We start from the raw sequence: 14068 nt of genomic DNA, 5'->3' as shown, positions 1-14068 counted from the left end.
CGCGGCGGCGGCATGGCCGCAATGCCCACGTTTTACTGGGCTTCACTGTGCACAACGCACAGACAGGCCGTTCGGTCACGCAGGCGGCGGGAACAGCCTGAACGCACGGAGCGCGAGGCCCAGCTCCAGCTGGAAGCCCTCGCCGGAAAGGTCACGGCCGGTGACCTGATGGACCCGGTGCAGGCGGTTGATCACCGTGTTGCGGTGACAGTGCGCGAGATCCGCGGTACGGCGGATCGAGCCGGCCGCGATCACCCACTTGTCCAGAGTGTCGAGCAGCAACTCCCGCTCGGGCGCCGGTACCGTCATCAGCGGCACCAGCCAGTTCTGAACGAGCTGCCCGGCCAATTCCGGTGCGCTGAGCAACAATGCCTCGGGAAGCCGCTCCGTCAGGGCCGCAACGTCGATCTGACCGGCGGGCAGGGTACGTCGGGCCAGCATCGCCTGACGGTAGGCGACGTGCACCGCGGTCAGATCGTTGACAACGCCGGACAGCCCTGCGGGTGCGTGGACGACGTCGCGCAGTATGCGCAGTACCGTGGCCGGGGATTCCATGCCCAGGGCAAGCAATCCGACAACCGTCTGCGGACGAACCTGCCACGCGGAGGCGATCCGGACACCGGCGAACCGCCGGACGAACACGCTGGTCGTGCACTCGTCGTCGACCAGGTTGTCGATCGCCACCACCAGGTAGCGGCCGGTCACCGGGACGTCGAGGACGGTGGCCGCCTCTTGCACGAACGCCGGATCCTTCGCCCGGCTGTGCAGCAGGCCCTCCCACAGGGTCGATCGGCGCCGCTCGTCGGCTCGCAGGAGTTGCCGCTCGGCATCGTGGTAGGCGGCGGCAACCTGCGAGGAGGTCCGGTCGACGACCTCCCAGACCTTGCTCGCGACATCCAGCAGCGCCGCGGACTCGGCCACCCCTTGGGCACGGGCCTCGTCGATCAACGCCTCCCACACCAGCCGCCCGCCGAGCCGGAACGACTTCAGTACGTCGTCCAACGGCATCCGCTGCTCCGCGCGCCGCCGTCCGGTCGCCTGCGCCGCATCGAAGTGGTCGTCGTTGTCGGCCACCATCCGCACAACCTGCGCAACGTTGTCATGACACGACTGCCACAAGTCCTGCCGCGGCACCGACCCCATCGCCCGATACGCGGGATTCTGCGCGTAGATGGTCTCCACCAGCGTGTCCGTCAACGCCGGCAACTGGAGCAGCACACTCTCAGCCAGGGACTCCACAGTCAGCGTCACGCCCGCTAGCGCAACATCCCGCTCACCCATAGTCGGCACAGCATCGCACACAGTCGCCGTACCGCACAGACCTCGCATCAGACGCTGCGGGTGGCTACCAGGTCGCAGAGGGCGTCGAGGGCGTCGCGGCCGGGGCCTCCGGGGAGGGTGGTGAGGAGTTTGCGGGCGTCGGCCGCGCGGCGGCGTACGTCGTCCTCGGCCTGGCGGAAGGAGGCGTGGGAGCGGAGCAGCTCCAGGGTCTCCGCGAGGCGGGCGTCGTCGGAGAGGTCGGAGTCCAGCAGGTCCAGGAGGCGGGCGTCCGTGGGATCCGCCGGGTCCGCCTGGGCGCGGAAGATCAGGACCGGGAGGGTCGGGACGCCCTCGCGGAGGTCGGTGCCGGGCGTCTTGCCGGACTGGCCGGACTCGGAGGCGATGTCGAGCAGGTCGTCGGCGAGCTGGAACGCGACGCCGATCTCCTCGCCGAACGCGCGCAACGACTCCTGGACCTCCTCCGACGCACCGGCGTACCGGGCTCCGAAGAGGGCGGATGTGGCAATCAGCGAGCCGGTCTTGTCGGCGACCACCGACAGGTAGTGCTTGAGCGGGTCCTGCCCCTCGCCGACACCGAGGGTCTCGCGGATCTGCCCCTCGACCAGCCGGCCGAAGGTCCGCGCCTGGATCCGGACCGCTTCCGGCCCGAGGTCGGCGACCAGATCCGACGCGCGGGCGAACAGCCAGTCGCCGGACAGGATCGCGACCGAGTTGTCCCAGCGCGCGTTCGCGGTGGACGAGCCGCGCCGCAACGCGGCCTCGTCCATCACGTCGTCGTGGTGCAGCGTCGCGACATGGGTGAGCTCGACGACGACCGCCGCCTTCACCACCTCGTCGGAGACGGCCTCAGCACCGAACTCGGCCGCCAGCAGCACCAGCAGCGGCCGGAACCGCTTGCCACCGGCAAGCATGACGTGCTGCGCGGCCGCCGTGACGAACGGCGCCTCGGACTGCGTCGCGCCGAGCAGCGCCTGCTCGACACGCTCCAGCCCGGCACGAACCCGGGCCTCGAGCGCCGCGTCGGCGAACTCGAATCCCAGGCTCTCGGCCGGCAGCGGGGTCGGACTCAACGGATGAACTCACCAGCTCGGGCCGCCAGGTCGAGCACCGGTCCGGGAACCAGACCGAGAACCACCGTGGCGGCGAGACCCAGGGCGACCGCGGACGTCGTCTGCCAGCCCGGCAGCGCCACGTCCGGCGAGTCCGCCGGCAGGTCGGAGAAGAACATCAGCACGATCACTCGGACGTAGAAGAACGCGGCGACCAGGCTGGACAGTACGGCGACCACGACCAGCGGCCACGCGCCACCGGTCCAGGCCGCGCTGAAGACCGCCCACTTGCCGGTGAAGCCCGCGGTCAGCGGGATGCCCGCGAAGGACAGCAGGAAGAACGCGAAGATACCGGCCAGCAGCGGCGACTTCTTGCCCAGACCCGCCCAGCGGGACAGGTGCGTCGCCTCGCCGCCCGCGTCGCGGACCAGCGTGACGACGGCGAACGCCCCGATCGTCGGGAAGCCGTACGACACCAGGTAGAACAGCACCGCCTGGGTCGACGTGATCCCGTTGTGGACGCCGCTGCCCGCCTGCGCGAGGCCGACGAACGCGGTCAGCAGGAAGCCCGCGTGCGCGATCGACGAGTACGCCAGCATCCGCTTCACGTCGGTCTGCGTGATCGCGACGATCGAACCGACCACCATGGTGAGGATCGCGACGACCCAGATCATCGGCGCCCAGTCCCAGCGCGATCCGCCGAGCGCGACGTAGAAGACCCGCATCAGGCCGATGAACGCCGCGATCTTGGTGCAGGCCGCCATGAACCCGGTCACCGGCGTCGGCGCGCCCTGGTACACGTCCGGCGTCCAGGAGTGGAACGGTACTGCGCCGACCTTGAACAGCAGGCCGACACCGAGCAGACCGGTACCGGCCAGCAGGATCGTGTCGCCACCGGTCTGCGAGGCCAGCGCGTCCGAGATCCCGCCGAGCGACATCGTGCCGGCGTACCCGTACAGCAGCGCGATCCCGAACAGCAGGAACGCCGAGGAGAACGCACCGAGCAGGAAGTACTTCATCGCGGCTTCCTGCGAGATCAGCCGGCGCCGGCGAGCCAGGCCGCAGAGCAGGTACAGCGGCAGCGAGAACACCTCGAGCGCGACGAACAGGATCAGCAGGTCGTTCGACGCCGCGAACAGCATCATGCCGCCGACCGCGAACAGCGTCAGCGGGAAGATCTCGGTGTGCTCGACACGAGCCGCCGTACCCTCACGCTCGGCCTCGGACCCCGGTACGGCGGCCGCCTGGCCTGCGAACGCGGACAGGCCGCCGTCGATCGAGCGCTCCGCGAACAGCAGCACGCTGATCAGCGTCAGCGCCAGCAGGATGACCCAGGTGAACAGCGCCGGGCCGTCGACCGAGATCGCGCCCTGGGCGGCCAGCAGCTCCTTCTTCTGGTTCATCAGGATGCCGGCCAGCACGCCGGAGACGACCACGGCGACCACCGTGATCGCCAGCTGCACCAGGTGCCGCAACGGCCGCGGCAGGAACGCCTCGACCAGGACGCCGACGCACGCCGCGCCGAACACGACGAGCAGCGGAGCCAGCTCGTTGTACTCGATCTTCGGCGCCGTGAAGTCCGCCAGCGGCAGCAACATCGCGCTCACTTCTGTCCCTCCGTCACGGGGATCTGCGGTGCCTTGTCGGTCACGCCCACCCGCTGCATGGTCTCGTCGACCGCGGGCTTGATGATGTCGACCACCGGCTTCGGGAAGATTCCCAGGCCGATGATCAGGACCACGAGCGGCGCGATCGCGAGCACCTCACGCGGGTTCAGGTCCTTGAGCTTCTCGATCCCGTCGCGGACCGGGCCGGTCATCAGGCGCTGGTACATCAGCAGGATGTACAGCGCGGCCAGCACGATACCGAGGACGGCGACCACCGCGATCACCTTGTGCCGGCTGAACGTCCCGGCCAGCACCATGAACTCGGAGATGAACGGCGACAGACCCGGCAGCGCGAGGCTGGACAGGCCGGCGAACAGGAACGTCCCGGCCAGCACCGGCGCCACCTTCTCGACCCCGCCGTAGTCGGCGATCCGCGCGGACCCGCGCCGGGAGATCAGGTACCCGGCGACCAGGAACAACGCAGCCGTCGAGAGGCCGTGGTTGAACATGTACAGCGTCGACCCGGTCAGGCCCTGCGACGTCAGCGCGAAGATGCCCATCACGATGAAGCCGAAGTGCGAGATCGAGGTGTACGCGATCAGCCGCTTGATGTCGGTCTGGCCGATCGCCAGCAGCGCGCCGTACAGCACCGAGATCAGCGCCAGCACCAGGACGACCGGGGTGGCCCACTCGGACGCGTTCGGGAACAGGCCCAGGCAGAACCGGATCATCCCGAAGGTGCCGATCTTGTCCAGGATGCCGACCAGCAGCACCGACGTCCCCGGCGTCGCCTCACCGGCCGCGTCCGGCAGCCAGGTGTGGAACGGCACCATCGGCGCCTTCACCGCGAAGGCGAAGAAGAAGCCGAGGAACAGCCAGCGCTCGGTGTTCTGGCTCAGGTCCAGCTTCACCATGTCGGCGAGCAGGTACGACGGGTCGCCGGCCTTGGCCGAGACGACGTACAGCCCGACCACCGACGCCAGCATCAGCAGACCGCCGAGCAGCGAGTACAGCAGGAACTTCACCGCGGCGTACGAACGCTGCGCGCCGCCGAAGCCGCCGATCAGGAAGTACATCGGGATCAGCGTGGCCTCGAACAGCACGTAGAACAGGAACACGTCGGTGGCGGCGAACACGCCGATCGACAGCGCCTCCAGGCCGAGGATCCAGGCGAAGAAGGACTTCTCCGACCAGCGGCCCTGCTGCGCGTCGTTCCAGGACGCGATCATCACGATCGGCGTCAGCAGCGCGGTCAGCACCACCAGGACGATGCCGACACCGTCCAGGCCGAGCGCGTAGTGCGCGCCGAAGGCCTTGATCCAGGTGTGCGTCTCGGCGTACTCCTCGCCGCCGTTGCGGTGGTACCCGACCGCGACGATCGCGGTCAGCACCAGCGTCACGAGCGAGAACCCGAGCGCGACCTGCTTGGCCGTCAGCGCCTTCGCCTTCGGCACCAGCATCGTCGCGATCGCCCCGACGAACGGCAGGAGCAGTAACAGGGTCAGCCAACCGATGTTCACGACAACCTCACCGCGAGGAGGGCGACGACCACGAATGCGGCGCCGAAGACCATGCTGAGTGCGTACGAACGGACGAAGCCCGTCTGGAACCGGCGGAGCCGGCCGGACAGACCGCCGAAGAGTGCGGCCAGCCCGTTGACCAGGCCGTCGACGCCGCGGTTGTCCAGCCAGACCAGCGTCCGGGTCAGGTACTGCCCGGGGCGCATGAGGACGGCCTCGTTGAGCGCGTCGCCGTAAAGGTCACGGCGGGCGAGGACGGTGACCGGCGAACCGGCCGGGGCCTCCCGCGGGATGTCCCGGCGGTACATCAGCACCGCGATCGTGATGCCGACGGCAACCACCGCGAGGGTGATCAGCGTCATCACCAGCGCGCTCACCGGCGGGTGGTGCTCCTCGTGGCCGACCACCGGCTCCAGCCAGTCGACGATCCAGTGCCCGGCGAAGTACAGCGCGCCGCCGCCCAGCGACAGCGCCGCCAGGATGATCAGCGGCCACGTCATCACCGCGGGCGACTCGTGCGGGTGCACCTCGTCGGCCCAGCGCTTCTTGCCGAAGAACGTCATCAGCATCACCCGCGTCATGTAGAACGCGGTGATGCCGGCGCCGAGCAGCGCGCACAACCCGATGATCGTGTTGTCCGCGAACGCGGCCTCGATGATCTTGTCCTTGCTGAAGAAGCCGGCGAACGGCGGGATGCCGAGGATCGCCAGGTAGCCGAACGCGAAGGTGACGAAGGTGATCTTCATCGGCGTCCGCAGGGCACCGTAGTGGCGCATGTTCACGTCGTCGTTCATGCCGTGCATGACCGATCCGGCGCCGAGGAACATGTTGGCCTTGAAGAAGCCGTGCGTGAGCAGGTGGAAGATCGCGAACACGTACCCGGCCGGGCCGAGGCCGGCGGCCAGCATCATGTAGCCGATCTGGCTCATCGTCGAACCGGCCAGCGCCTTCTTGATGTCGTCCTTGGCGCAACCGATGATCGCACCGGCGAGCGCGGTGACCGTACCGACGATCACGACCGCCGTGGAGGCCGCCTCGGTGTGCTCGTAGATCGCGTGCGAGCGGGTCACCAGGTAGACGCCCGCGGTGACCATGGTCGCGGCGTGGATCAGCGCCGACACCGGGGTCGGGCCCTCCATCGCGTCCAGCAGCCAGGACTGCAGCGGCACCTGCGCGGACTTACCGCAGGCGGCCAGCAGCAGCATCAGGCCGACCAGCGTCGCCCAGGTGGACGACATCCCCTCGGCGCCGGCGTCCACCGTGGCGAACGCGGACGAGCCGAACAGCGCCCACATGCTCATCACCGCGAGCGAGAGGCCGATGTCACCGACCCGGTTCACCACGAACGCCTTCTTCGCGGCCACCGCGGCCGAGTCCTTGTGCTGCCAGAAGCCGATCAGCAGGTACGACGCCAGACCGACGCCTTCCCAGCCGACGAAGACCAGCAGGTAGTCGGCGGACAGCACCAGCAGCAGCATCGCCGCGATGAACAGGTTCAGGTAGCCGAAGAACCGCCGCCGGCGCGGGTCGTGCTCCATGTAGCCGATCGAGTAGATGTGGATCAGCGAACCCACACCGGTGATCAGCAGCACGAACAGGATCGACAGCGGGTCGATCAGCAGCGTGAAGTCGACCTTGATGTGGCCGACCGAGAACCACTCGAACAGCCGGACCGTCTCGGACCGCTCTTCACCGGACTTGCCTTGCATCTGGAAGAACAGCACGACGCCGCAGGCGAAGGAGATCACCGGCGCCAGCGTGCCCAGCAGGTGACCCCACGCGTTGGTGGCCTTGCCACCGAGCAGGAGGATCGCCGCGGACACCGCCGGTACCGCGACCAGCAGCCACGTCAGCTCATGACTCATCGGTGCTTACCTCAGTACTTGAGCAGGTTGGCGTCGTCGACCGAGGCCGAGCGACGGGTGCGGAAGATGGCCATGATGATCGCGAGCCCGATCACGACCTCGGCCGCGGCCACCACCATCACGAAGAAGGCGGCGATCTGGCCGTCGAGGTTGCCGTGCTGACGGGCGAAGCTGACGAACGCGAGGTTGGTCGCGTTCAGCATCAGCTCGACGCACATGAAGACGACGATGGCGTTACGGCGTACCAGCACGCCGAGGGCGCCGATACTGAACAGGATCGCCGCGAGCACGATGTACGGCTCGGTGGTCACTTCTTCTCCTCCTCGCCGAATCCGGTCGTGTCGGTGCTCTCCGCCTCGGGCGGGTACAGCTCGCCCTGGTCGAGCTCGCGCACCTGGTCGACGTCCGCGCGCTCCTCGGCCTCGGGGAACACGGTGCCACGGGCCTGCAGCACCCGCGAAACCGAGGTCGGTGCGATCGACCCGTCCGGCAGCAGCGCCGGGGTGTCGACGGCGTTGTGCCGGGCCAGCACGCCGGGGGTCGGCAGCGGACCCGGGTGGATGCCCTGCTCGGCGTACTTGCGGATCCGCTCCTCGGCGTGGTCGCGCTGCGTGCGCTTCTTGGTCAGCCGCTCGCGGTGGGCCAGCATCATCGCGCCCATCGCCGCGGTGATCAGCAGCGCCGACGTCACCTCGAAGGCGAACACGTACTTGCCGAACAGCAGCTGGGCGATGCCCTTCGGGTTGCCGTCCGGCTGCGCCTCGGCGAGACCCGTCGGGTTCCCGTAGATGGCGTTGCCGACCGCGGCGACCAGCAGGATGCCGAAGCCCAGGAACGCGATCCCGGCGAGCATCCGCTGACCGCGGATCGTCTCGACCAGCGAGTCGGACGCGTCGACGCCGACCAGCATCAGCACGAACAGGAACAGCATCAGGATCGCGCCGGTGTAGACGATGATCTGCACGGCGAACAGGAACGGCGCGTCCTGCGCGGCGTACTGCACCGCGAGGCAGACCATCACCGTCGCCAGCAGCAGCGCCGAGTGCACCGCCTTGCGGACCAGCACCATGCCGATCGCAGCCAGGACCATGACCGGGGCCAGCAGCCAGAACGCGACCTGCGGGCCGGTGACGAGACCGATCACTTGGCGTCACTCCCCTGCGTCTGACTTCCTTGGGCGGGCGCGGCCGCACCGGTCAGGCCGAGGTAGTAGTCCTTCTCGGTCGAGCCGAGCTGCATCTCGTGCGGCGGCTCCTGCATGCCCGGGAGCAGCGGCGCCAGCAGGTCCTTCTTCTCGTAGATGAGGGACTCGCGGCTGGTGTCGGCCAGCTCGTACTCGTTGGTCATCGTGAGCGCCCGGGTCGGGCAGGCCTCGATGCACAGACCGCAAAGGATGCAGCGCAGATAGTTGATCTGGTACACCCGGCCGTACCGCTCGCCCGGCGAGAACCGGTCGCCCTCGGTGTTGTCGGCGCCCTCGACGTAGATCGCGTCCGCGGGGCAGGCCCACGCGCACAGCTCGCAGCCGACGCACTTCTCCAGCCCGTCCGGCCAGCGGTTCAGCTGGTGCCGGCCGTGGAACCGTGGGGCGGTCGGCTTCTTGTCGAACGGGTACTGCTCGGTGAACACCTTCCGGAACATCGTCCGGAAGGTGACCCCGAACCCGGCTACCGGATCCCAGAGGGACTCTTTGACACTAGCCATTGCTGCCATCCTTGCTACGGCTCTCAGTCTCGCTTCGGCTCGGGGTGCTGACGACCATCGGTGGAGGCACCGGGAAGCCGCCGGCGAAGGCATCGAAGTTCTCGGCGCGATCTGCCTCGGTGGGCTTCTCGGGCTTCGGCTTCTGCGGGATGAACATGCTGACGATCGCGATCACCAGGACGACCGCGGCGGCGATCAGCAGCGTGCTGCGGCTGAAGGTGGTCTCACGACCGACCGCGCGGACGGTGGCGACCAGCAGGATCCAGGCCAGCGAGATCGGGATCAGGATCTTCCAGCCGAGCTTCATGAACTGGTCGTAGCGCAGCCGCGGCAGCGTTCCGCGCAGCCAGATGTAGAAGAAGATGAAGCCCATCAGCTTGCCCATGAACCACAGCACCGGCCAGTAGCCCGAGTTCGCGCCGTCCCAGATCGAGATCGGCCACGGGGCCCGCCAGCCGCCCAGGAACAGCGTGGTGGCCAGCGCGGACACGGTCGCCATGTTGATGTACTCGGCCAGGAAGAACATCGCGTACTTGATCGAGGAGTACTCGGTCAGGAAGCCCGCGACCAGCTCACCCTCGGCCTCCGGGAGGTCGAACGGCGCCCGGTTCGTCTCGCCGACCATCGAGACCACGTAGATCACGAACGACGGGAACAACAGGAACGCGTACCACCCCGGTAGCGGGATGTCGGCGCCGAACAGGTTCACGGTCTGGTGCGACTGCGCCGCCACGATCTCCGAGGTGGACATCGAGCCGGCGAACAGGAACACGGTCACCAGCGCCAGGCCCATGCCGACCTCGTAGGAGATCATCTGCGCGCTGGAGCGCAGACCGCCGAGCAGCGAGTACGTCGAGTTCGACGACCAGCCACCGAGCACGATGCCGTAGATGCCGATCGAGGCGACCGCCATCACGTACAGCACCGAGACCGGCAGGTCGGTCAACTGCAGCCGGGTGTAGGTCTCGGTGAACGGGATCTTCACCGTCGGCCCGAACGGGATCACCGCGAAGGTGAGGAAGGCCGGTACGGCGACGATCGCCGGCGCCAGCACGAAGACGAACCGGTCGACGCCCTTGGGCATCAGGTCTTCCTTGAGCATCAGCTTCACACCGTCGGCCAGCGACTGCAGCAGACCCGCGGGTCCGTGCACGTTCGGGCCGATCCGGTGCTGCATCCGCGCCACTACCCGGCGTTCCCACCAGATGTTGAACAGCGTCAGCACGACGAGGAAGACGAAGATGAACAGGACCTTGATCAGGATGACCCACCAGGGGTCGTTCCCGACCCCCGCGTCCGGTACCGCGAGCGGGATGTTCATGCGTTCCCTCCGGCGATCGTCACGATCGAGCCATGGTCTGCGTGCAGCGACCGGCGGACGTGGGAGTCGGCCGAGTTCGTCGGCAGCCAGACCACGTTGTCGGTCATCGGGGTGATCACGACCGGCAGCCGGATGCTTCCGGCGTCGGTGCTGACCACCAGCTCGTCGCCGTCGGCGACACCGATCCGGCGCGCGGTGGTGAGCGAGATCCTGGCGACCGGCTTGCGCGCGGTCGCGGTCAGGTGCGGCTCACCGTCGCAGGCCCGGCTGTCGTCGATCAGCATCCGCCAGGTCGCGAGCCGGGTGGAGTCGAACGCGCCCAACGCCGGACCGGCCTGGTACGTCGGCTCCTGCGCCCGGTCGCCGTCCCAGCGGCCGAGCTGGTCGTACTCCCGCTTCGCGCCGTCCGGCGTGCTGAACCCGAGCGACCGGCCCATCTCCTGCGCCAGCGCGGCCAGCGCCCGCACGTCCGGCATCGCGGCCGGCACCTTGAGCACCGCCGGGAACGGCCGCTCGCGGCCCTCCCAGTTCACGAACGTGCCGGACTTCTCCACCGGCGGTACGACGGGGAAGATCACGTCGGCGTACTCGGTCACCTGCGACTTGCGGACCTCGAAGCTCACCACGAACGGCACCGCCTCGAGCGCGGCCAGCGCCGCCGCCGGGTCCGGCAGGTCGTCGATCTCGACGCCCGCGACCACCAGCGCCTGCAGCGATCCGGCGTTCTCGACGATCTCGGTGAGGTCCTTGCCGACCTCGGCCGGCAGGTTCTCCACGCCCCAGGCGGCCTGCATGTCGACGCGCGCCTGCGGGTCGCTCACCAGGCGGCCGCCGGGCAGCAGGCCCGGCAGGCAGCCGGCCTCGAGCGCGGCCCGGTCACCCGCGCGGCGCGGGATCCACGCCAGGTCCGCACCGGTGTCGAGCGCCAGCCGCAGCGCCGCCGAGTAGCCACCCGGCGCGCTCGCCAGCCGCTCGCCGACGACGATGATCGAGTCCGGGCCGAGGGCGGCCAGCGCCGCCGCTCCCGCCTCGCCGGCGTTGCCGAGGTCCGAGAGCACCGCGGCCTCGGTGCCGGGCGACGCGTGGACGACGACGCCGTCCAGCTTCTCCACACCGCGGGACGCGTACGGCGCGATCGTGAACACCTTGGTGCCGTGGCTCTTGACGCCCTTGCGGATCCGGAGGAACACCGACGGCGCCTCCTCCTCGGGCTCGAACCCGGCGAACAGCACCGAGCCGGCCTTCTCGAGGTCCGCGAACGTCGTGCCGAGACCGGTACCGGCCACCGCGGCGGCGAGGAAGTCCGCCTCCTCCGCGGAGTGCGGTCGGGCCCGGAAGTCGATGTCGTTGCTGCCGAGCGCGACCCGGGCGAACTTCGAGTACGCGTAGGAGTCCTCGACGGTCAGCCGGCCACCGGTCAGCACCGCCGCGTTGCCGTGCGCGGCGTTCAGCTTCTCCGCGGCGAAGGTCAGCGCCTCCGGCCAGGACGCCGGCCGCAGCTCGCCGTCCTCACGGATCAGCGGGTGGGTCAGCCGGTCACCGGTGGACGCGTACTGGAACGCGAACCGGTCCTTGTCGGAGATCCACTCCTCGTTGACCTGCGGGTCGTCACCGGACAGCCGGCGCATCACCTTGCCGCGCCGGTAGTCGATCCGGATCGCCGCACCGGACGCGTCGTGCTCGGCCACCGACGGCACCGACACCAGGTCGAACGGCCGCGAGCGGAAGCGGTACGCCGCACTCGTCAGCGCACCGACCGGGCAGATCTGGATGGTGTTGCCGGAGAAGTAGCTCTCGAAGGGCTCCTTCTCGTAGATGCCGACCTGCTGCAGCGCGCCGCGCTCGATCAGCGCGATGAACGGGTCACCCGCGATCTGCTCGGAGAACCGCGTGCAGCGCGCGCAGAGGATGCAGCGCTCGCGGTCCAGCAGCACCTCGGCCGAGATGTTGATCGGCTTCGGGTAGGTCCGCTTCACCTCGGTGAACCGGGACTCGCCGGCGCCGTTGCTCATCGCCTGGTTCTGCAGCGGGCACTCGCCGCCCTTGTCGCAGACCGGGCAGTCCAGCGGGTGGTTGATCAGCAGGAACTCCATGTTCCCGTGCTGCGCCTTGTCCGCCACCGGCGAGCTCACCTGGGTGCGGATCACCATGCCGTCGGCAACGGTCAGGGTGCAGGACGCCTGCGGCTTCGGCATGCCCCGGCCGTTGCCGGCGTCGACGACCTCGACCAGGCACTGGCGGCAGGCCCCGACCGGGTCGAGCAGCGGGTGGTCGCAGAACCGCGGGATCTGGATCCCGATCTGCTCCGCGGCCCGGATCGCCAGGCTGTTCTTCGGAACCTTGACCTCGATGTCGTCGATGGTGACCGTGACCAGGTCGACCTTCTCGACGTCGGTGGCCGGTGGGTTCGCTTGGATCGTCATGCGGTTGCTCCAGCAGTCGCGAAGACAGTGCTTGCCATCGGGTCGAACGGGCAGCCGCCGTTCTCGAAGTGCGCCAGGTACTCGTCCTTGAAGTGCGCGATCGAGCTGGTGATCGGCGCGGTCGCACCGTCACCGAGGGCGCAGAACGACCGGCCGAGGATGTTCTCGGACAGGTCGAGCAGGACGTCCAGGTCCTCGTCGGACCCCTGGCCCTTCTCCAGCCGCTCCAGGATCTGCACCAGCCACCACGTGCCCTCACGGCACGGCGTGCACTTGCCGCAGGACTCGTGCTTGTAGAACTCCGTCCAGCGCAGGACCGCGCGCACGACGCACACCGAGTCGTCGAAGATCTGCAGCGCCTTGGTACCGAGCATCGACCCGACCGAGCCGACGCCCTCGTAGTCCAGCGGTACGTCGAGGTGCTCCGACGTCAGCAGCGGCGTCGACGAACCACCCGGCGTCCAGAACTTCAGCTCGTGGCCTTCGCGGACCCCGCCGGCCAGGTCGAGCAGCTCGCGCAGCGTGATGCCCAGCGGCGCCTCGTACTGCCCCGGACGGGTGACGTGCCCGGACAGCGAGTACAGCGTCATGCCCTTGGACTTCTCGGTGCCCATCGAGGAGAACCAGTCCGCGCCGTTCTTCAGGATGACGGGAACAGACGCGATCGACTCGACGTTGTTGATGACAGTGGGGCAGCCGTACAAGCCCGCGACCGCGGGGAACGGAGGACGCAGACGAGGTTGACCGCGACGTCCTTCCAGCGAGTCCAGCAGCGCCGTCTCCTCGCCGCAGATGTAGGCGCCGGCGCCGGCGTGCACGACCACGTCCAGGTCGTAGCCGCTGCCGAGGATGTTCTGGCCGATGAAGCCGGCGTCCTTGGCCTCCTGGACCGCCTGCTGCAGCCGGCGGATCACGTGCAGGACCTCACCGCGGACGTAGATGAACGCGACCGACGCACGGATCGCGTAGGACGCGATGATGACGCCCTCGACCAGCGTGTGCGGCGAGGCCATCATCAGCGGGATGTCCTTGCAGGTGCCCGGCTCGGACTCGTCCGCGTTCACCACCAGGTACTTCGGCTTCGGGTTGTCCTGCGGGATGAAGGACCACTTCATCCCGGTCGGGAAGCCCGCGCCGCCGCGGCCGCGCAGACCGGAGTCCTTGACCGCGGCAACCACATCGGCCGGCTGCATCGCGAGCGCCTTGCGCAACGCGTCGTACCCGCCGGACCGCTGGTACGACGCCAGCTGCCAGGACTTGATCTGGTCCCAGTTGTCGGACAGCACCGGGGTCAGCAT

The 14068-nt window shown here is 68.8% G+C and carries 11 protein-coding genes; all 11 read right to left on the bottom strand.

Going from position 1 to position 14068, the window contains the following annotated elements:
* Positions 1 to 75: 75 nt before the first annotated feature.
* The 11 genes from BJY22_RS10090 to nuoF all read right to left on the bottom strand — a co-directional run bounded on the left by BJY22_RS10090 (position 76) and on the right by nuoF (position 14068).
* Complete coding sequence (locus BJY22_RS10090; protein ID WP_167205565.1) at positions 76 to 1251, bottom strand: RsbRD N-terminal domain-containing protein; 1176 nt, start codon at positions 1249 to 1251, stop codon at positions 76 to 78.
* Between the two features lie 77 nt (positions 1252 to 1328).
* Complete coding sequence (locus BJY22_RS10085; RefSeq protein WP_167205563.1) at positions 1329 to 2351, bottom strand: polyprenyl synthetase family protein; 1023 nt, start codon at positions 2349 to 2351, stop codon at positions 1329 to 1331.
* Complete coding sequence (nuoN, locus tag BJY22_RS10080) at positions 2348 to 3928, bottom strand: NADH-quinone oxidoreductase subunit NuoN (RefSeq protein ID WP_167218077.1); 1581 nt, start codon at positions 3926 to 3928, stop codon at positions 2348 to 2350. The genes BJY22_RS10085 and nuoN overlap by 4 nt, the downstream gene beginning before the upstream one ends.
* 5 nt (positions 3929 to 3933) lie before the next feature.
* Positions 3934 to 5457, bottom strand: coding sequence for an NADH-quinone oxidoreductase subunit M (locus tag BJY22_RS10075; protein WP_167205561.1), 1524 nt, complete (start codon positions 5455 to 5457; stop codon positions 3934 to 3936).
* Positions 5454 to 7322, bottom strand: coding sequence for an NADH-quinone oxidoreductase subunit L (gene nuoL / locus BJY22_RS10070; RefSeq protein ID WP_167205559.1), 1869 nt, complete (start codon positions 7320 to 7322; stop codon positions 5454 to 5456). The genes BJY22_RS10075 and nuoL overlap by 4 nt, the downstream gene beginning before the upstream one ends.
* An 11-nt stretch (positions 7323 to 7333) precedes the next feature.
* Positions 7334 to 7633 (bottom strand): NADH-quinone oxidoreductase subunit NuoK, encoded by a 300-nt coding sequence (gene nuoK / locus BJY22_RS10065; RefSeq protein WP_130384807.1) that lies wholly within the window; start codon positions 7631 to 7633, stop codon positions 7334 to 7336.
* Positions 7630 to 8466, bottom strand: a complete 837-nt coding sequence (locus BJY22_RS10060; RefSeq protein WP_167205557.1) for an NADH-quinone oxidoreductase subunit J — start codon at positions 8464 to 8466, stop codon at positions 7630 to 7632. The genes nuoK and BJY22_RS10060 overlap by 4 nt, the downstream gene beginning before the upstream one ends.
* Positions 8463 to 9026 (bottom strand): NADH-quinone oxidoreductase subunit NuoI, encoded by a 564-nt coding sequence (nuoI, locus tag BJY22_RS10055; protein WP_238350331.1) that lies wholly within the window; start codon positions 9024 to 9026, stop codon positions 8463 to 8465. Before nuoI ends, BJY22_RS10060 begins: the two co-directional genes overlap by 4 nt.
* Entirely contained in the window at positions 9019 to 10347 is a 1329-nt protein-coding gene (gene nuoH, locus BJY22_RS10050) for an NADH-quinone oxidoreductase subunit NuoH (protein ID WP_167205553.1), read from the bottom strand. The genes nuoI and nuoH overlap by 8 nt, the downstream gene beginning before the upstream one ends.
* Positions 10344 to 12770, bottom strand: coding sequence for an NADH-quinone oxidoreductase subunit G (locus tag BJY22_RS10045; RefSeq protein ID WP_167205551.1), 2427 nt, complete (start codon positions 12768 to 12770; stop codon positions 10344 to 10346). The genes nuoH and BJY22_RS10045 overlap by 4 nt, the downstream gene beginning before the upstream one ends.
* Positions 12767 to 14068: an NADH-quinone oxidoreductase subunit NuoF gene (gene nuoF, locus BJY22_RS10040; protein ID WP_202891053.1), complete on the bottom strand. Its 1302-nt coding sequence runs from the start codon at positions 14066 to 14068 to the stop codon at positions 12767 to 12769. Before nuoF ends, BJY22_RS10045 begins: the two co-directional genes overlap by 4 nt.

It is taken from the genome of Kribbella shirazensis (genome assembly GCF_011761605.1).
Lineage (GTDB): Bacteria > Actinomycetota > Actinomycetes > Propionibacteriales > Kribbellaceae > Kribbella > Kribbella shirazensis.
This window is presented reverse-complemented; position numbering and strand designations above follow the sequence as displayed.